16 protein-coding genes and 1 pseudogene are annotated in these 16,832 nt (G+C 54.8%); 13 read left to right on the plus strand and 4 right to left on the minus strand.

Annotation, left to right across the window (positions count from 1 at the left end; translation table 11 throughout):
- Positions 1 to 81 precede the first annotated feature (81 nt).
- The 8 genes from EUZ85_RS02710 (at position 82) to EUZ85_RS02745 (ending at position 6,873) form a co-directional block, all read left to right on the plus strand.
- On the plus strand, positions 82 to 1,110 hold the full coding sequence (locus tag EUZ85_RS02710) for a LysM peptidoglycan-binding domain-containing protein (protein WP_127967797.1): 1,029 nt from the start codon (positions 82 to 84) through the stop codon (positions 1,108 to 1,110).
- 59 nt (positions 1,111 to 1,169) lie between these two features.
- Positions 1,170 to 2,339, plus strand: coding sequence for a DNA-processing protein DprA (gene dprA, locus EUZ85_RS02715; protein WP_127967798.1), 1,170 nt, complete (start codon positions 1,170 to 1,172; stop codon positions 2,337 to 2,339).
- 88 nt (positions 2,340 to 2,427) lie between these two features.
- Positions 2,428 to 2,982, plus strand: a complete 555-nt coding sequence (locus tag EUZ85_RS02720; RefSeq protein ID WP_127967799.1) for an L-threonylcarbamoyladenylate synthase — start codon at positions 2,428 to 2,430, stop codon at positions 2,980 to 2,982.
- Positions 2,983 to 2,992: 10 nt separating this feature from the next.
- The gene (hemF, locus tag EUZ85_RS02725) at positions 2,993 to 3,898 is read left to right on the plus strand and encodes an oxygen-dependent coproporphyrinogen oxidase (protein ID WP_129498707.1); all 906 of its coding nucleotides are present in this window, start codon (positions 2,993 to 2,995) and stop codon (positions 3,896 to 3,898) included.
- 47 nt (positions 3,899 to 3,945) lie between these two features.
- Positions 3,946 to 4,758, plus strand: coding sequence for a shikimate dehydrogenase (gene aroE / locus EUZ85_RS02730; protein ID WP_127967800.1), 813 nt, complete (start codon positions 3,946 to 3,948; stop codon positions 4,756 to 4,758).
- Between the two features lie 109 nt (positions 4,759 to 4,867).
- Positions 4,868 to 5,656, plus strand: coding sequence for a motility protein A (locus EUZ85_RS02735; RefSeq protein ID WP_127967801.1), 789 nt, complete (start codon positions 4,868 to 4,870; stop codon positions 5,654 to 5,656).
- Positions 5,653 to 6,480 carry a flagellar motor protein MotB gene (locus EUZ85_RS02740; protein ID WP_127967802.1) on the plus strand — a complete coding sequence of 276 codons (828 nt, stop codon included), beginning with the start codon at positions 5,653 to 5,655 and terminating at the stop codon, positions 6,478 to 6,480. Before EUZ85_RS02735 ends, EUZ85_RS02740 begins: the two co-directional genes overlap by 4 nt.
- An 84-nt stretch (positions 6,481 to 6,564) precedes the next feature.
- Positions 6,565 to 6,873, plus strand: coding sequence for a PA4642 family protein (locus tag EUZ85_RS02745; protein WP_127967803.1), 309 nt, complete (start codon positions 6,565 to 6,567; stop codon positions 6,871 to 6,873).
- A gap of 73 nt (positions 6,874 to 6,946) precedes the next feature.
- Here the strand turns inward: EUZ85_RS02745 and EUZ85_RS02750 are convergent, their stop codons facing one another.
- Positions 6,947 to 7,396 (minus strand): Hsp20/alpha crystallin family protein, encoded by a 450-nt coding sequence (locus tag EUZ85_RS02750; RefSeq protein ID WP_127967804.1) that lies wholly within the window; start codon positions 7,394 to 7,396, stop codon positions 6,947 to 6,949.
- A 229-nt stretch (positions 7,397 to 7,625) separates the two neighbouring features.
- Positions 7,626 to 8,168, minus strand: a complete 543-nt coding sequence (locus tag EUZ85_RS02755) for a gamma carbonic anhydrase family protein (protein WP_127967805.1) — start codon at positions 8,166 to 8,168, stop codon at positions 7,626 to 7,628.
- A gap of 209 nt (positions 8,169 to 8,377) precedes the next feature.
- Between EUZ85_RS02755 and prlC the strand changes: the two genes are divergently transcribed.
- Together prlC and EUZ85_RS02765 are read left to right on the plus strand one after the other, a co-directional pair.
- On the plus strand, positions 8,378 to 10,411 hold the full coding sequence (gene prlC / locus EUZ85_RS02760; RefSeq protein ID WP_127967806.1) for an oligopeptidase A: 2,034 nt from the start codon (positions 8,378 to 8,380) through the stop codon (positions 10,409 to 10,411).
- Positions 10,412 to 10,479: 68 nt separating this feature from the next.
- Positions 10,480 to 10,719 (plus strand): YheV family putative zinc ribbon protein, encoded by a 240-nt coding sequence (locus EUZ85_RS02765; protein WP_127967807.1) that lies wholly within the window; start codon positions 10,480 to 10,482, stop codon positions 10,717 to 10,719.
- A gap of 38 nt (positions 10,720 to 10,757) precedes the next feature.
- Here EUZ85_RS02765 and EUZ85_RS02770 read toward each other — a convergent pair whose 3' ends face one another.
- Both EUZ85_RS02770 and EUZ85_RS02775 read right to left on the minus strand, forming a co-directional pair.
- A complete protein-coding gene (locus EUZ85_RS02770) occupies positions 10,758 to 11,405 on the minus strand; it encodes a hypothetical protein (protein ID WP_127967808.1) in 648 nt (215 codons plus the stop codon).
- 93 nt (positions 11,406 to 11,498) lie between these two features.
- Entirely contained in the window at positions 11,499 to 12,833 is a 1,335-nt protein-coding gene (locus EUZ85_RS02775) for an MATE family efflux transporter (protein ID WP_127967809.1), read from the minus strand.
- Positions 12,834 to 13,080: 247 nt separating this feature from the next.
- On the opposite strand from EUZ85_RS02775, the pseudogene coxB reads away from it, so the two are divergent.
- From coxB to EUZ85_RS02790, 3 genes and pseudogenes are all read left to right on the plus strand, one after another.
- Positions 13,081 to 14,201 (plus strand): annotated as a pseudogene (gene coxB / locus EUZ85_RS02780) (cytochrome c oxidase subunit II).
- A 39-nt stretch (positions 14,202 to 14,240) separates the two neighbouring features.
- Complete coding sequence (ctaD, locus tag EUZ85_RS02785; protein ID WP_127967811.1) at positions 14,241 to 15,821, plus strand: cytochrome c oxidase subunit I; 1,581 nt, start codon at positions 14,241 to 14,243, stop codon at positions 15,819 to 15,821.
- Between the two features lie 55 nt (positions 15,822 to 15,876).
- Positions 15,877 to 16,761 (plus strand): cytochrome c oxidase subunit 3, encoded by an 885-nt coding sequence (locus EUZ85_RS02790; protein ID WP_127967812.1) that lies wholly within the window; start codon positions 15,877 to 15,879, stop codon positions 16,759 to 16,761.
- Positions 16,762 to 16,832: the final 71 nt, after the last annotated feature.

The following is a 16,832-nucleotide window of genomic DNA, read 5'->3' on the forward strand; positions in this document are numbered from 1 at the left end:
TAAACAAAATTGAATAGGCTAATCGTCATTATAGCCTGATTTCATCCCAAACTGCCCGGTTATGACCTAAGGGAATGTATCATGAGGAAACTGCTGTCCTTTGTGTTCGTAGTGATGCTAACGTTGAGCCAGTTTGCGCTGGCCGCGCCTGAGCTACGCGACGACCATCCAGATCGCTACACCGTCGTCAAAGGTGATACTTTGTGGGATATATCTTCGCGCTTTTTGCGGAATCCCTGGTATTGGCCGGAGATCTGGCATGTTAATCCACAAATAGAAAACCCCCATTTGATTTTCCCCGGCGACGTGTTGGCCTTGGTGTATATCGACGGCAAACCTCATGTCACCATTGCGCAGCGTGGCGATATCGGTCGTACTGTGAAACTGTCCCCGAAAAAACGCATTACGCCGCTGGAAAGCGCCATTCCGGCTATTCCGCTTGAAGCCATTAATCCTTTTCTTACTGACAGTCGTGTGGTGACTGAAGATGAACTAAACAATGCGCCTTACGTGCTGTTGGGTAAAAAAGGAAATCTAATTGTAGGTGCTGGCGACCAAGTTTACGCCAGGGGGGATGCCTTATTGGAGGTGTCTTATGGCATTTATCGCCGCGATGAGGCTTATGTTGATCCCGATACTAAAGAGTTTTTAGGTATCCAGGCGCGTTCAATTGCTGTTGGTAAAGTGGTTGCTCAACAAGACGACGTGCAGACAGTACAGATTCGCCGCTCTAACGAAGAGATTCGTCAAGGCGACCGTCTGTTGCAGGAGGAAGACCGCGAAATTAATTCCACCTTCTACCCCAGCAATCCTGAGGGCGATATTCATGGCAAGATGATTTCGGTTATTGATGGGGTGAGTCAGATTGGTCAGTACGATGTAGTAGTGATCAACAAAGGCGAGCGTGAGGGTTTGAAAGTAGGGAATGTTCTTGCCGTGTACAAAGCAGGTGAACAAGTGCGTGATCCCTATACTAAAGAAGTCCTCCTACTGCCTTCTGACCGCGCAGGCTTATTAATGGTGTTCCGCACATTTGAAAAAGTCAGCTATGGGTTAATCTTAAAAGCCGAGCGTCCGCTTGCTATAATGGACGAAGTTCGTAATCCATAGTTTGTTAATGTTCTGAGGCGTCGTAGTTCTCGGCGTCTCAGCCGATCAAGGATGATCCAATGTCTACTCTTACTCCTATTGTCTGGTTAAACCTCACTACAGTTCCTTCTTTGGGCGATAGTCGCCTTGCCCTGCTTGCCCAACATTTTGAAGAGTCGTCGCAGACTGACGATTTTCAATTAGGCGTCTCTTCCAACCTGTCATTTTCCACTGAACTGTGGCGCGCCATAGAGAGAGTGATTGCATATGGCGACCGTGCCATTAATGCTCAGGTGGCGAGCATTTTGAGATGGAGTGAGCAGATGTGGAATCGGCTGTTTTTGTTACCTGATACCGATTACCCCAGTCTGCTGCGTTTATTGCCTGATCCTCCTGCGGTGTTGTACGCACGAGGCCGGAATGAGCTGATTCATCAACCGCAGATCGCCATGGTGGGTTCTCGCAACCCAAGTGTGCATGGTCAGGAAACGGCGCGTCAGTTCGCCCGTTCTTTAGGAGAAAGTGGTTTCACTATCACCAGTGGCCTGGCTGCGGGTATAGATGGCTCCGCTCATGTCGGCGCATTAGGAACATTGGGATCGACAATAGGGGTGCTGGGATCGGGCTTGAATGTCATCTATCCCGCCAAGCATCGCGACCTTGCCCAAAAAATGATGGAAAATGGTTTGCTGGTCAGTGAGTTTCCCCCGGATACTCAACCCAGGTCGCAGCATTTTCCTAAGCGGAATCGCATTATCAGCGGCTTATCGCTGGGGACGCTGGTGGTGGAGGCCAGTTTGCGCAGCGGCTCGTTGATTACGGCGCGCAATGCCCTGGAGCAACACCGGGAAGTCTTCGCCATACCCGGGTCTATCCATAATCCACAGGCGCGTGGCTGTCATCACCTGATCAAACAGGGTGCGAAGCTGGTTGAATGCACCGACGACATACTCGCCGAATTGCCTGCGTTGATGGGACTGTACCGCTCTCTAAATGAGCCATGGACTACTGTGTTCGCTGCGGAAGAATTCCCAGGGCAACAGAGTCAGCCTGAGCCGGCGTCTCTGGCGCCCTTGTCTGAGCAAGCGGAAGTGGTGCTTAACGGGATGGGTTATGATTGTACGCCCCCGGACGCATTGGTGGAGCGGACAGGCTTGTCTATCGCGGAAATCAGAAGCGTATTAATCGAACTGGAGCTGGAAGGCTGGGTGCAGGAAGTCGCGGGAGGCTTCATTCGCAACGCCCGTTAGCTATCCATCCCTTCAGACACCCTTAGAGCTTGCCCCAACGGTCGCCTTCGGTTACTTTGCGCCAGATTGGTATCTGGAGGGGCAAAACTTGTCAGCATGGTTTATTCAGAAAGCGGTGTCCGTTCTCAGTCGCGGCGGCGTGCTCGCTTATCCCACTGAAGCGGTATGGGGTCTGGGTTGTGATCCTTCTTGTGAAGACGCGGTGAATCGCATCCTGCAGCTTAAACGCCGGCCATGGCGCAAAGGCTTGATTCTGGTGTCAGGCCAGATTGACCATTTTTCCCAGCTGTTAGACCGATTGCCGCAGCAACAGCAAGATCAGATGCTGGCGACCTGGCCCGGACCGGTTACCTGGGTTGTCCCTGACCCCGGTATCTATGCGCCCTTGGTGCGCGGCGCCCACGACGCCATCGCTATTCGAGTGACGGCGCATCCCCTGGTGGCGGAACTGACCAAGGCGTTTGGCGGACCTGTCGTTTCCACTTCCGCCAATCCTGCGACGAGGGAGCCGGCCCGCACTCTTTTCGATTGCCGTTGTTATTTTAAATCCGGCGTCGATCACTATCTGCCCGGCAAGCTGAGCGGACTGAATAAACCCAGTCAAATCCGCGACGCCGCCACCGGCGCCATTCTCAGACAATAAAGGCGACTTCATGCAGCAACAGATTACGCAGGTTAAAGACTATCTTCTGGGATTGCAGGACGAGATCTGCAATGGGTTAGCCGCCATTGACGGTGGCGAGGGATTCGTCGAGGACGCCTGGAAAAGAGAGGAAGGCGGCGGTGGACGCACACGGGTGCTTAGCGAAGGCGGCGTGTTTGAGAAAGCCGGCGTCAATTTCTCTCATGTCAGTGGCGCGCGCCTGCCCGCCTCCGCCAGCGCCGCCCGTCCGGAATTGGCGGGGCGCAGTTTTCAGGCTATGGGCGTCTCACTGGTGGTGCATCCGCGTAATCCTTATGCGCCGACTTCTCACGCCAACGTACGCTTTTTTGTCGCTGAAAAAGAGGGCGAAGATCCCGTATGGTGGTTCGGCGGCGGTTACGATCTGACGCCTTATTACGGCTTTGATGAAGATTGCGCCCATTGGCATCGCACGGCGGCGCAGGCATGCGAGCCCTTCGGTGCGGAGACTTACCTCAAATACAAAAAGTGGTGTGACGACTACTTCTATTTGAAGCATCGTGATGAAGCCCGCGGTGTCGGCGGACTGTTTTTCGATGACCTCAACGCCTGGGGATTTGAGCGTTCGTTTGACTTTATGCGCGCAGTGGGGAACAGCTACCTGCCCGCCTATCTACCCATTGTAGAGCGCCGCAAAGATGCGGTTTATGGTGAGCGGGAGCGCTCATTCCAGCTTTATCGACGCGGTCGTTATGTCGAGTTCAACCTGGTTTATGATCGGGGCACGTTGTTTGGTCTACAGTCCGGCGGCAGAACCGAGTCCATCCTGATGTCTCTGCCTCCGCTGGTGCGCTGGGAATATGCCTGGACGCCGGAACCGGGCTCGGATGAAGCCCGCCTGACCGAGTATTATTTAAAGCACAGGGACTGGGTGTAATCCCGCAACGCCAAAACTTAATCAGCGCAAATAAAGGCAGGTATAGCATGGATATGTACGCGGTGGTCGGCAATCCGGTCAGCCATAGCAAGTCTCCCAAAATCCACGGGATGTTCGCGCAGCAGACCGGCGAGAGTTTGGAATACACGGCGATTCAGGCTCCCCTGGACAGCTTTAGAGAGACGGTGGAGGCATTTTTTATCGGCGGCGGTAAAGGTCTGAATGTTACGGTTCCATTCAAGGAGCAGGCATGGAATATCGTCAGTGAGCGCTCGCACCGGGCTGAGCTTGCCGGCGCCGTCAATACCTTGTTGCAACGGGACGGGCGTCTGTTCGGTGACAATACTGACGGCGAAGGCCTGGTGCGCGATATCTGCATCAATCAGAGCGTTGCGTTAAGCGGTAAGAAGATTTTGCTGGTCGGCGCCGGCGGAGCGGTGAAAGGCGTTATGGCGCCGTTGTTGGATGAAGGTCCCGCCTCTATCGTGGTCGCCAATCGCACTGTTTCCAAGGCGGAAGATCTGGCGCGCGTCTTTGGCCGCAATGGGTCGGTCAGCGCTTGTGCGTTTGCGGATTTGCAAGGCCCGTTTGATGTGGTCATTAACGGGACGTCTGCGAGCCTGGCGGGGGATATTCCTCCTCTTCCAGACGCAGTCATTGCGTCTCACACCTTTACCTACGACATGATGTACAGCCTGCGCGACACGGCATTCGTCGCCTGGGCCAAAGCGCGCGGCGCAGGACAATGCTGCGATGGGCTCGGCATGTTAGTGGAGCAGGCGGCGGCGGCTTTTTATCTGTGGCGCGGCGTGCGTCCGGATACCGTTCCGGTGCTGGCTGCGCTAAGACAGGGAGATTAGCGCCACCGCCAACTTTGACTATGCTTAAGCTAATGATTTTAAGCGCTTAGGGTCGCTTTGGGCGAATCCTGGCCAGTTACTTGGGCATCGTGAAGTATGGACGGTCAACATGGATATACTCACCTGGGTGGGGCTTTTGTTCGGAATGGGCGTGGTGCTGGGAGCCGTGGCTTCCGGCTCCGGGCTTTGGGATTTCGTCAATGTTCCCGGGTTGATGATAGTGGTCTTCGGCTCTTTCGCCGTCACTTTGGTGAAGTACCGCTGGCGTAACTTTTTCGGTAGCGTGAGGCTTGCCTTCTCCACCACTTTTCTTGAGAAAACCCAGGACCCATGGGACCTGTATCGCGAAGCGCGGCAACTGGCGGACGTTGTGCGCAAGCAGGGACTGCTGGGATTGGATCGGGTTGAAATAACCCATCCGTTTCTACGCAAAGCCGTCGGCCTCGCCGTTGACGGTCATCCCCCGGAATTCATAGAAGAAGTCCTGCTCGAGGACACCCACCAGTTTGTCGAGCGCCTGCAGACAGCGGAAAAGGTGTTTCGCGGTCTGGGTGAGTCGGCGCCGGCGTTGGGCATGCTGGGCACCCTGGTGGGACTGGTGCAGATGCTGAATAACATGCAGGACCCCTCTTCCATCGGACCTGCTATGGCGATCGCTTTGCTCACCACGTTTTACGGCGCGTTTATCGCCCAGATTATTGTCCTGCCCCTGGCGGACAAGCTGCAGCTAAAAACCCAGGATGAAGTCCGTAACCGTATGATCGTGATCAGCGGTATTCTGAGTATGGTGAAAGGGCTGAATCCCCGCATTATCAAAGACGTGTTGGCGTCTTATCTGCCTGAACTGGACGCTATGGAAGACATTCATGAGTCGGCGTCCGCACAGGAAGAGACATGATCAAGCCGCGCAAGCAATCCGGTGGTTTGCTGCCAGTCGGCGCGCCGGTGTGGATTGTTACCTTCGCCGATCTGATGACGTTGCTGCTGACCTTTTTCATTCTGCTGTTGAGCTTTTCCAGTCTGGATGCGGAGAAATACCGCGCCATCGCCTACTCCATGAGTAAGGCCTTTGGCGTGGCCTGGGTTCCTTCGTCTCAGGGCGCGCCGGATATGTATCCTCTGGGAGGCGATATTACGCCTACCGTGCCGATGGAGCCGGTGATCCGCGATAAGGGCGACGCGGAGCAACCGGCGCCGCAATCCAACGTAGAGCCCAGCCTGGATTTAAGCCAGGAGGTGGTGAGCGAGGCGGCCTATATGGAGAACGACCGCCTTGCCTCGCGCATGATTAGCTTGCTGGAGAATGAAATAGAAGATCAGGCGGTGGACATCAAGTTTGACGACCAGGGGGTGGTGCTCAGCTTTACCGAGCGCGCCACCTTTGCCTCCGGCAGTGAGGAGTTGAAGTTATACATGCTGCCGGTGCTGATGAAAGTCACCGACGTGCTGGCCGATTGCAAAGGAGACATTCTGGTGACGGGGCATACGGATGATCGTCCTATCGAGTCAGCGAGATTTCGCTCCAACTGGGATTTGTCGGCGGCCAGAGCGGTAAGCGTGGTGCATCGACTGGTGCTGGATGGACGTCTCAACGCCAGCCGTGTGAGCGCCATCGGGCAGGCGGAGACCCGTCCCCTGGTTCCTAATGACACTGATGAGCATCGGGCGCAAAACCGACGGGTGGAAATTCATATCGAAAACGCCGAATGCCGCATGAGCTAAGCGCTTACAACCTTCATTATCCGCGCTGGATCGGGGTAGAATGTGCGGCCCGGTAAATAACTATGATAGACAGGTGAATACGATATGAGCGGTCCTTCACAACCGAAGGTAGTGGATGAGGAATGGAGCGATGAACGGGTTCAGGGCTTTTTAGAGCTGCAACCACGGGATGAGTCCGATCCCGATTATCATGTTTTGCGCCAGGCTTATGAATACATGCTGGCCCGCGATTACGCGCGTTTCGTGGCCTATTTCGCGGAAGCTGGCCGCAATATCAATGCGTTGAGTCCAGAGGGCGAAACCATGCTGGATCGCGTTGATGAGCACGCTCGTGGCGCGGAATATGCGCAAATCCTGCGTGACGCCGGTGGTAAAAAAGCGGCTGAGCTGTAAAAAACAGGATTAAAAATAAGGGGCGAACTATGCGTCGCCCCAGATGGTTTGCGGTGACAGTAAGCCGTTCGACTTACTGTACGTTGATCTCGATCGCTTTCGGCTGGGCCTTCTCCACCTTGTTCAGATGCAAGGTGAGGATGCCGTCCCGGTACTCTGCGCGAATATTGTTTTCATCCACATTATCCGGCAGCGTGAAGGACCGTGCGAAGTTTCCGTAAAAGCGTTCTACGCGATGATGCTTCTTGTCGCCTTCTTCCTTCTCCAGCATGCGCTCGCCCTGAATGGACAGTACGCCCTCGTGGACGGCCACCTTGACGTGACTTTTATCCACGCCAGGCAACTCAGCCTTGATCAAGAACGCTTCTTTGGTTTCCGTGATGTCCACGGCAGGGGCCCAGTCGGCCTTGCGGATCACTTCTTTGCCGTTTTCGCTGGTGCGCGCCTGACCCTGCAAAGAGCGGTTATAACGGTCGAGAATATCTTCGAATTCAGAAAACGGGTTCCAACGGGTAATCGCCATAGTTCTATCTCCAAAAAGAGTTTAAGTACAAATCGGTTGGCCTGATGCGACAGGCCCTCTGTAATCATTTACACCTGAAACTGCTGATTGGGGTGACGTCTTGCCCCGGTTACGCTGCGTATCGTGATAATAGAAATAATGGCGTTAAAAATGTTTTCAAGGGGCGCCCTGATAACAAAAAAATCTTATTCTGATTTACGTCAATTTCCATTGCGCCCCTGAAATGCGGCTACTCATCCCAGTTTTCCTGCAAATGCTGGTCTTTCAATTTGACGTAATTGGCGGCGGTGTACTGGAAAAATTTTTTTTCCTTGTCACTAAGCGGACGCGCTTGTTTTGCTGGCGCGCCAACGTATAAGTAACCGCTTTCCAGGCGTTTGCCGGGAGGCACAAGCGTACCGGCGGCGATCACCACATCACTCTCTACATGGGCTCCGTCCATGATGATGGCGCCCATGCCGACAAGGATGCGGTTCTCAAGCGTGCAGCCATGCAAGATAGCCTTGTGGCCAATGGTGACGTCCTCACCGATCGTCAGTGGATAGCCGTCGGGGTTGAAAGGTCCGGCATGGGTGATATGCAGCACCGATCCATCCTGCACGCTGGTGCGCGCGCCGATGCGGATGCGGTGCATGTCGCCGCGTATCACGACAGTTGGCCAGACGGAACAGTCGTCTCCCAGGTGCACGTCGCCGATGACGACGGCGGTGGGGTCGATAAAGACGCGCTCTCCCTGCGTCGGGGTGGTTCCCTGATAAGTGCGCACAGGCATGGTTGGACTCCAAGCATCAAAAATCTGAAGCGCCGTAGACGGGTTCAAGGCCCCGAATGGCGGATTGTTACTTTAGCATTGATCGGACTATTCTAAAGCAGGATTCAGCGGCGCATTACTTGAAAGCGGCCCCGCACGCCCACATTTTGTTTGCTCGGGGGCGTTGCGATCAGCAACCCCGGAAGACTCGTCAATTCAGGAATATTTCAATGACCAATCCATTGCTCGCCGATACGGCGTTACCCCCGTTCTCACAGATTCGCGCCGAACATGTCAAAGAGGCGATGGACAAATTACTTGCCGAAAACAGACAGCGCATCGCCGATCTGGCGGCTCAGCCCAGCTTCAATTGGGACAATCTGGCGCAGCAAATGGATAACATGTCGGACAAGCTGAACCATGTGTGGTCCCCAGTCAGCCATTTGAACAGCGTGCTCAACAGCGAAACGCTGCGCGAGGCTTACAACGCCTGTATCCCCGAGCTGTCCCGCTACGGTACGGAAATCGGTCAGAACAAGGCGCTGTACGACGCTTATCATGGCATTAAAGAATCTGATGAATTTAGTTCGCTCAGCGAAGCGCAGCGTAAATCCATCGACAATACCCTGCGCGATTTTCATCTGGCCGGCGTGGATCTGCCGGAAGACAAGAAAGCGCGCTACATGGAAATTTCGCAGCGTCTGGCGGAGCTGGGCAGCAAGTTCAGTGACAACGTGCTGGACGCCACTCAAGCCTGGATCAAACATGTGACGGAGGTCGATCTGCTCAAAGGCATGCCCGACTCCGCATTGGCCGGCGCGCGTCAGGCGGCCAAGTCCCGTGACAAAGAAGGCTATGTGCTGACGCTGGATTTCCCCAGCTTCTACGCGGTGATGACCTACTGCGAAAATCGCGAATTACGTCAGGAAATGTACGAGGCCTATAATACCCGCGCCTCTGAACAAGGGCCCTACGCCGGTCGCTGGGACAATTCGGAAGTGATGCAGGAGATCCTGGCGCTGCGACTGGAGAAGTCACGTCTGCTGGGCTTTAACTCCTATGCCGAATACTCCCTGGCTACTAAAATGGCGCGTACGCCGGATGAGGTGCTGGGCTTCCTGAATGAACTGGCGGAGAAGTCCGTAGCGGTGGCGCGCCAGGAGTTTGCAGAGCTGCAAGCGTTCGCTAAAGAACAGGGGCGGACGGAACTACAATCCTGGGATGTCAGTTTTTATTCAGAGAAACTGCGCCGTCACCGTTATTCCGTGTCCCAGGAAGAGCTGAAGCCTTATTTCCCCGCTTCTAAAGTGATCAATGGCATGTTCGCCGTGGTGCAGCGTCTGTTCGGCGTCACCCTCGATGAAGTCGCGGAATTTGATAGCTATCACTCAGACGTGCGCTACTTCAAAGTGCGCCGCGATGGCGAAGAAATCGCCTCTATCTATATGGATTTGTTCGCGCGGGAGAACAAGCGCGGCGGCGCCTGGATGGCGGATTACGCCGTACGTCGTCGTTTGGACGACGGCTCTGTGCAGAAACCCGTGGCGTTCATTACTTGTAACTTTGCGCCAGCGACGGAAGAGCATCCCGCCCTGCTGACGCATGATGAAGTCACCACGCTGTTCCACGAATTCGGCCATGCTCTGCATCACATGCTGACCACTGTGGATTGCAATGATGTATCCGGCATCAATGGCGTGCCCTGGGACGCGGTGGAATTACCCAGTCAGTTCCTGGAAAACTGGTGCTGGGAGGAAGAAGCCCTGGCGCTGATTTCCGGTCATTACCAAAGCGGCGAGCCGCTGCCGAAAGAATTACTGGAAAAAATGCTGGCGGCGAAAAACTTCCAGTCCGGCATGCTGATGGTGCGCCAGCTTGAGTTCGCTTTGTTTGATTTCCGTCTGCATCATGAATACGACGGATCGGCGGATTTCGCGGTCCAGCAGGTGCTGGACGAAGTGCGGGATAAGGTCGCAGTGATCAAACCGCCCGCTTTCAATCGTTTCCAGCACAGCTTCAGCCACATTTTTGCTGGCGGATACGCCGCTGGCTATTACAGCTATAAATGGGCGGAAGTGCTGGCGGCGGATGCGTTCTCCTTGTTTGAGGAAAATGGCGTGTTCGATCCAGAAACGGGCCGACGCTTCCTGCATTCGATTTTGGAAAAAGGCGGCAGCCGCGAGCCGATGGATTTATTCATTGAATTCCGTGGGCGTCCGCCGGAAGTGGAGGCATTGTTGCGTCAGAGCGGCATCGCCGCCTGAGAGAACTAACAAGGCCAGCGCTGCGGGCCTTGTTGACATTCAGCAATCGTATATACCTGGTAGTGCATATGGTGAAGCGTTTTATCGCGGGGGCGGTGTGTCCCCGTTGCGGAGAGATGGACAAGATCGTCAGCTACGCTGACGAAGATCAACGGCAAGTGCGTGAATGCGTTGCTTGTGGTTTCTTTGAAAAACTGCGCGAAGCTGACGGTCCGGCGGAGCTGCAAACCCGCGTCACCCGCCCGAAACAGGCGGAGGCGCAAGTGCAGACGATCAAGTTCTATCCCCGTCCCAAGAAAGAGCAATAACGACGATGTGAGCCTCACGCCTTGTTGTTGAAAACCTGTCAGCAACGGGGCTGAAAGCTCATGCGAATGTGATGCTTGTCCAACAGGTTCAGCCAGTCCTCGTTCAGAGGACGCCAGCGTTTTGTGTTGGTCTTCGCCAGAAAGGGCGACAGATCCAAATGGTAGAAGTCGGGTAAGCTGACCATCTGGCGCACCGTCAGATGGGTGGCTTGATCCAGCTCATTGGCGAAGGGTTCGCCGATCAGATGATGGGCCAACAGATTGGCCTGAGTGGCCTGTAGATCGCAGATTGGGCTATTGCGCAGACTGCGGTTGTTTTCGTAAACCTCCTCCACCAAACGATGGCTTTGATAGGCCATGATCAACAGGCAGTCCAAACCGGTATGGCGCAGCACCAGGACGGATGGATGCGCGAAATAATGGATGGATTTTTCGATGAAGGGCGCGAACAGCTTTTCCGTCTGACTCGCTGCGGCGCAATGCGCGACACACTCCACTAAGCGCGGAGCGAGTTCGATGTAATCGACGACGAAATGAATGAGGTCTTCAACCGGCTGTGATCCGTTCAGTTCAATGACTCGGTGCAGAGAATCCAGTTGCTGGCGAAGCCACTTGGCGTAATTTTGAGTTTTAAGCTCTGCGGCCTTAGCCTGATTGATGATCTCGTATACTGCAGCGAGGCTCATCTATAACGATTTCCCTAAGTGACAACTATAAAAAATTGTTTCAATCCAGACGCATGACTTCAGTGTAGTCAAGGGATAGCAAAGTGCGTAATACTAATTTGTAATGAACCACTTTTCATGCTGACAAAATGTTTTGTACAGCCATCCTTGATAGGCGCCCCTCGCCGCCAGAAACAGGCAGAGTGAGAACCAGAGTCCGTGATTGCCCCAACCCTGAGTGAGCCACCAGCTGGGTAGAAACACCAGCAGGGTGGCGACGATAATTGTATCCCGCATCGCCTTGCCTTGGGTAGCGCCGACAAAAACGCCGTCGAACAGGTAACTCCACACGCCGATCAGGGGACACAGAATCAGCCAGATCAGATAGCGGCTCGCTTCAGTGCGGATGACCTCCAGGTCGGTGAGGCGGTTGATCAGCCAGTCGCCTCCCAGCCAGAAAGCCAAGGTCAGCAGCAGTGCGGTCACCAGCGACCAGACGCCGCCTACTCTGGCGGTGCGGCGCAGCATGGCCTGATCGCGCTTGCCTACGGCTTCTCCACACAGAGCTTCTACGCCATTGGCGAAACCGTCCAGGGCGTTGGAGATGATCATCAGAAAAGTCAGCAATACGGCATTGGCGGCCAGAACGTTGGTTCCCAGCTGGGCCCCTTGCGCGGTGAAGAAAGCGAAGGTGAACAGCAGCAGGATCGTGCGAATGAAAAGGTCGCCATTGAGTTTGAGCAGCTTGGCGAAGGCGCTGCGCGCCCACAGCTCAGGGTTGCGCAACTGCACAAGAAAATTTCCTGCATCGCCGCGAACGACGAAATAGAGCCCCAGAACCAGACTGTAATACTCTGCGATGAGCGACGCCCAGGCTACGCCATCGGCGCGCATGCCGAAGCCGACCACGAACAGCAGGTCCAGCGCGATATTCACGATGTTGGCGCTGACCGCAAGAATCAAGGCGCTGCGGGTGCGTTGGCAGCCTATCAGCCAGCCCACGACACAGTATTGAATCAGCACAGCCGGCGCGCTGAAGATGCGAATTTCCGCATAGTTGTGGGCTTGCGTCCAAATGTCGCCGGTGGCCTGCATCCACTCCAGTCCCAGAGGCAATATCCAGGCGCGATTGAGGATCATAAATAACCCGATGCCGAGCGCGATGGCGGCCGCCCGCAAAAACTCACGGATCAACCTTTCCTGATCGCCTGCGCCCCAGGACTGCGCCGCCAGCCCGGTGGCGCCCATGCGCAGAAATCCGAACGCCCAGAACAGAAATGTGAACAGATTGCCCGCCAGCGCCACGGCGCCGAGATAGACCGGAGAATCCAGGTGTCCCAGTACGGCGGCGTCCACCAGACCCAGCAACGGCGTGGTGATATTGCTCAGAATTAACGGCCAGGCGAGGGCCCACAAACGCAAGTGAAGCGTTGCCGGGGGATTGCTCATGAAACTCCTGAAGATGTGACAGTCAGATCACTGAAAGTGACCAGATTTGTGCATGAAATCAGCTGGATAGCTTTTTTACCTAAACCATGACTGAACAATTGCCAGCCCGATCCAAGTTTGTCTATACTGGCGCTGTACCTTGCATTTGACTTCCTACAAACGTAGTCGACGGACCGCTGTAGGCGGGCCGTCTTGCAGGAAGTGTCCGGCAGTAACAATAAAAACTAAGCTGTGGAGACACAATAATATGATGTCACGAAGACGCGCAATAGCGGTGGCTTCGCCCGTTCCGTTTGTATCTGCGTCCGCTTCGGCCGCCTGGGAATTGAACATGACTCCCGGGGTGACTGAAGTGAGTCAGTCAGTATACAGCCTCCACATGACTATTTTCTGGATCTGCGTGATCATAGGGATAGTGGTGTTTGGAGTAATGTTCTGGTCGATCTTCAATCACCGCAAAAGTAAAGGGGCGAAACCCGCCCAGTTCCATGAAAGTACGACAGTCGAGATTATCTGGACTGTTATTCCCTTCCTTATTCTCATTGGCATGGCCATACCGCGACCGGCACTCTGGTCAAAATGTATGACGCCAGTGAAGCGGATATGGATATCAAGATCACCGGTTACCAATGGAAATGGCGATACGAGTACCTGAATCAGGACGTCAACTTCTTCAGTAATCTGGCGACCTCCCAGGACCAAATCTACAATCGCGACGATAAAGGCGAACACTACCTGTTGGAAGTGGACGAGCCTTTAGTGTTGCCGATAAACAAGAAGATTCGTTTTCTGGTCACCTCCGCCGACGTCATCCACTCCTGGTGGGTGCCCAGTCTTGCGGTCAAGCGCGACGCCATTCCCGGCTACGTTCGCGAAGCCTGGACCGTTATCAAGGAGCCCGGTATTTATCGCGGACAGTGCGCGGAGCTGTGCGGCAAGGATCATGGCTTTATGCCCGTCGTGGTGAAAGCCGTGCCTGAGGAAGAGTATCAGGAATGGCTCCTGGCCAAACAGGAACTGGCTCGTCAGGAATACGAGTTGAAGAACAAACAATGGACGATGGAAGAATTGGTTGCACGCGGAGAGAAATCCTACGCGTCCAATTGCGCAGTGTGCCATCAGGCCAACGGCGCCGGTCTGCCGCCGACATTCCCTGCTCTTGCTGGCAGCGGCATAGTCAAAGGCCCGGTAGAGAAGCACGCCGAAATTGTATTGCACGGGGTGTCAGGCACCGCCATGCAGGCGTTCGGAGCGCAGCTGAGTGAAGTCGATATCGCCGCTATCGTTACCTACGAGCGTAATGCTTGGGGCAACAATATGGGCGACATGATTACTCCGCAACAAGTTGCAGAGTTAAAGAACAAGTAGTTCTCAGCGACACACAACCAATTTAAGAGGAGTTTGACCATGAGTGCGGTACTAGGCGCTGACGCGCATCACCATCACGGTCCGGCTAAAGGCTTCAAGCGGTGGCTCTTCACCACCAACCATAAAGACATTGGCACCATGTACCTGTGGTTCAGTTTCGCCATGTTTCTCATCGGGGGCACCATGGCCCTGGTGATTCGGGCGGAATTGTTCGAACCAGGCATGCAGATCGTCCATCCGGAATTTTTCAATCAGATGACCACCATGCATGGTCTGATCATGGTGTTCGGGGCGGTCATGCCCGCCTTCGTGGGGCTCGCCAACTGGCTGATTCCCATGATGGTCGGGGCGCCGGATATGGCGCTGCCCAGAATGAACAACTGGAGCTTCTGGATTCTTCCATTCGCTTTCGCCATGTTGTTATCCACCCTGTTGATGGAAGGCGGCGGTCCTAACTTCGGTTGGACTTTCTATGCGCCCCTCTCCACCACCTACGCGCCGGCGAGCGTGAACTATTTCATCTTCGCGGTGCACATGATGGGAATCTCCTCCATCATGGGGGCTATTAACGTTATCGCCACCATTCTGAATATGCGGGCGCCGGGCATGACCTTGATGAAAATGCCCCTGTTCGTGTGGACCTGGCTGATCACCGCCTTCCTGCTGATAGCGGTTATGCCGGTATTGGCGGGCGCCGTCACCATGATGTTGATGGACATTAACTTCGGCACCAGCTTCTTTAAAGCGGAAGGCGGCGGCGATCCAGTCTTGTTCCAGCATGTGTTCTGGTTCTTCGGTCATCCGGAAGTGTACATCATGATCCTGCCCGCCTTCGGCGTGGCGTCGCAGATCATTCCCACTTTCAGTCGCAAACCGCTGTTCGGTTATCCCTCCATGGTGTACGCCACGGCGTCGATTGCGATCCTGTCATTCGTGGTATGGGCGCACCACATGTTCACCGTCGGCATACCGCTGGCCGGAGAACTGTTCTTCATGTACGCCACCATGTTGATCGCCGTGCCTACAGGGGTGAAAGTGTTCAACTGGGTCAGCACCATGTTCCGCGGCTCGCTGACCTTTGAAACCCCGATGTTGTTCGCGGTGGCCTTCGTGATTCTGTTCACCATCGGCGGCTTCTCCGGTTTGATGCTGGCCATCGCGCCGGCGGACTTCCAGTATCACGACACCTATTTCGTGGTGGCGCATTTCCACTACGTGCTGGTGCCGGGCGCGATCTTCTCTATCTTCGCCGCCACCTATTACTGGCTGCCGAAATGGTGCGGCAATATGTACGACGAATCACTGGGCAAAGTGCACTTCTGGATGTCGTTCATCGGCTTGAATGTGACCTTCTTCCCGATGCACTTCGTGGGGCTCGCCGGCATGCCGCGGCGGATTCCTGACTATGCTCTGCAGTTCGCCGACTTTAACCAGATATCCAGCGTTGGCGCGTTCGTTTTCGGAACCACACAACTGCTGTTCCTGTTTATTGTTATCAAATGCATCCGGGGCGGTAAGAAAGCCACCGCTCAGGTCTGGGAAGGCGCGGACGGACTGGAATGGACGTTGCCGTCTCCGGCCCCCTACCACAGCTTCACTGAGCCGCCTACTGTGAAGTAGGCGCGCACGCGGGTATTGAGATAACAAGAACAAAATAACTGCCACAGGAGGACCTATGGCGACGCAACAAAGTTATTACGTACCGGAACAGAGTAAGTGGCCCATTATCGCGACGGTGGGATTGTTTCTGACCCTGTCCGGTCTGGCGACGGTGATGGTGAACAAAAGCGGCGGCGACACCAGCACCGGTTGGTGGATGTTCAGCATCGGCTTTGCAGTAATGGTGTACATGCTGTTCGGCTGGTTCGGCAATGTAGCCAAGGAAAGCATGGCTGGATTGTACAACGCACAGATGGATCGTTCGTTCCGCTGGGGCATGTCCTGGTTTATCTTCAGCGAAGTGATGTTTTTCTCCGCTTTCTTCGGCGCGTTGTTCTATGTGCGCTTCCTGGCCGTGCCCTGGTTGGCCGGCGAAGGCGAAGGCTCTATGAACACCTTGCTGTGGTCAAATTTCGAGGGCTCCTGGCCCTTGCTTCATAATCCTGATCCGAAGGTGTTCCCTGGGCCGGAAGCGGTCATCAATCCCTGGAGCATTCCGCTGCTCAACACAGTGTTACTGTTGACTTCCAGCGTCACCATCACCTTTGCTCATCACGCCATCAAAAAGAATGATCGCGACAAAGTGAAGTTATGGATGGCGTTGACCATTCTGCTGGGAGCGATCTTCCTGGGCTTTCAGGTCTACGAGTACATCGAAGCCTATCATGAGCTGAATCTGACGCTGGATTCCGGCATTTACGGCACCACGTTCTTTATGCTGACCGGCTTTCACGGCATGCACGTGACGCTCGGGGCGATTATCCTGACCGTTATTTTGCTGCGCTATATGAAAGGCCATTTCTCGGCGGAGCAGCACTTCGGTTTTGAGGCCGCCGCCTGGTATTGGCACTTCGTGGATGTGGTTTGGGTGTGCCTGTTTGTGCTGGTTTACATCATGTAGTCGAATGACCGACCCGATGCTTGCGTCGGGTCTTTTGACCTCGCCGGAGCCGTGACTCCGGCGGCGTCCCA

The sequence above is a fragment of the Hahella sp. KA22 genome (assembly GCF_004135205.1).
GTDB lineage: Bacteria > Pseudomonadota > Gammaproteobacteria > Pseudomonadales > Oleiphilaceae > Hahella.

What these genes read in the sequence shown, in the direction of transcription:
- EUZ85_RS02710 (WP_127967797.1), top strand. Translation starts at nt 82, where the DNA reads ATGAGGAAACTGCTGTCCTTTGTGTTCGTAGTGATGCTAACGTTGAGC.
- aroE (WP_127967800.1), top strand. Translation starts at nt 3,946, where the DNA reads ATGGATATGTACGCGGTGGTCGGCAATCCGGTCAGCCATAGCAAGTCT.
- ctaD (WP_127967811.1), top strand. Translation starts at nt 14,241, where the DNA reads ATGAGTGCGGTACTAGGCGCTGACGCGCATCACCATCACGGTCCGGCT.
- EUZ85_RS02735 (WP_127967801.1), top strand. Translation starts at nt 4,868, where the DNA reads ATGGATATACTCACCTGGGTGGGGCTTTTGTTCGGAATGGGCGTGGTG.
- hemF (WP_129498707.1), top strand. Translation starts at nt 2,993, where the DNA reads ATGCAGCAACAGATTACGCAGGTTAAAGACTATCTTCTGGGATTGCAG.
- EUZ85_RS02740 (WP_127967802.1), top strand. Translation starts at nt 5,653, where the DNA reads ATGATCAAGCCGCGCAAGCAATCCGGTGGTTTGCTGCCAGTCGGCGCG.
- EUZ85_RS02745 (WP_127967803.1), top strand. Translation starts at nt 6,565, where the DNA reads ATGAGCGGTCCTTCACAACCGAAGGTAGTGGATGAGGAATGGAGCGAT.
- EUZ85_RS02775 (WP_127967809.1), bottom strand. Translation starts at nt 12,833, where the DNA reads ATGAGCAATCCCCCGGCAACGCTTCACTTGCGTTTGTGGGCCCTCGCC.
- prlC (WP_127967806.1), top strand. Translation starts at nt 8,378, where the DNA reads ATGACCAATCCATTGCTCGCCGATACGGCGTTACCCCCGTTCTCACAG.
- dprA (WP_127967798.1), top strand. Translation starts at nt 1,170, where the DNA reads ATGTCTACTCTTACTCCTATTGTCTGGTTAAACCTCACTACAGTTCCT.
- EUZ85_RS02770 (WP_127967808.1), bottom strand. Translation starts at nt 11,405, where the DNA reads ATGAGCCTCGCTGCAGTATACGAGATCATCAATCAGGCTAAGGCCGCA.
- EUZ85_RS02790 (WP_127967812.1), top strand. Translation starts at nt 15,877, where the DNA reads ATGGCGACGCAACAAAGTTATTACGTACCGGAACAGAGTAAGTGGCCC.
- EUZ85_RS02755 (WP_127967805.1), bottom strand. Translation starts at nt 8,168, where the DNA reads ATGCCTGTGCGCACTTATCAGGGAACCACCCCGACGCAGGGAGAGCGC.
- EUZ85_RS02750 (WP_127967804.1), bottom strand. Translation starts at nt 7,396, where the DNA reads ATGGCGATTACCCGTTGGAACCCGTTTTCTGAATTCGAAGATATTCTC.
- EUZ85_RS02765 (WP_127967807.1), top strand. Translation starts at nt 10,480, where the DNA reads ATGGTGAAGCGTTTTATCGCGGGGGCGGTGTGTCCCCGTTGCGGAGAG.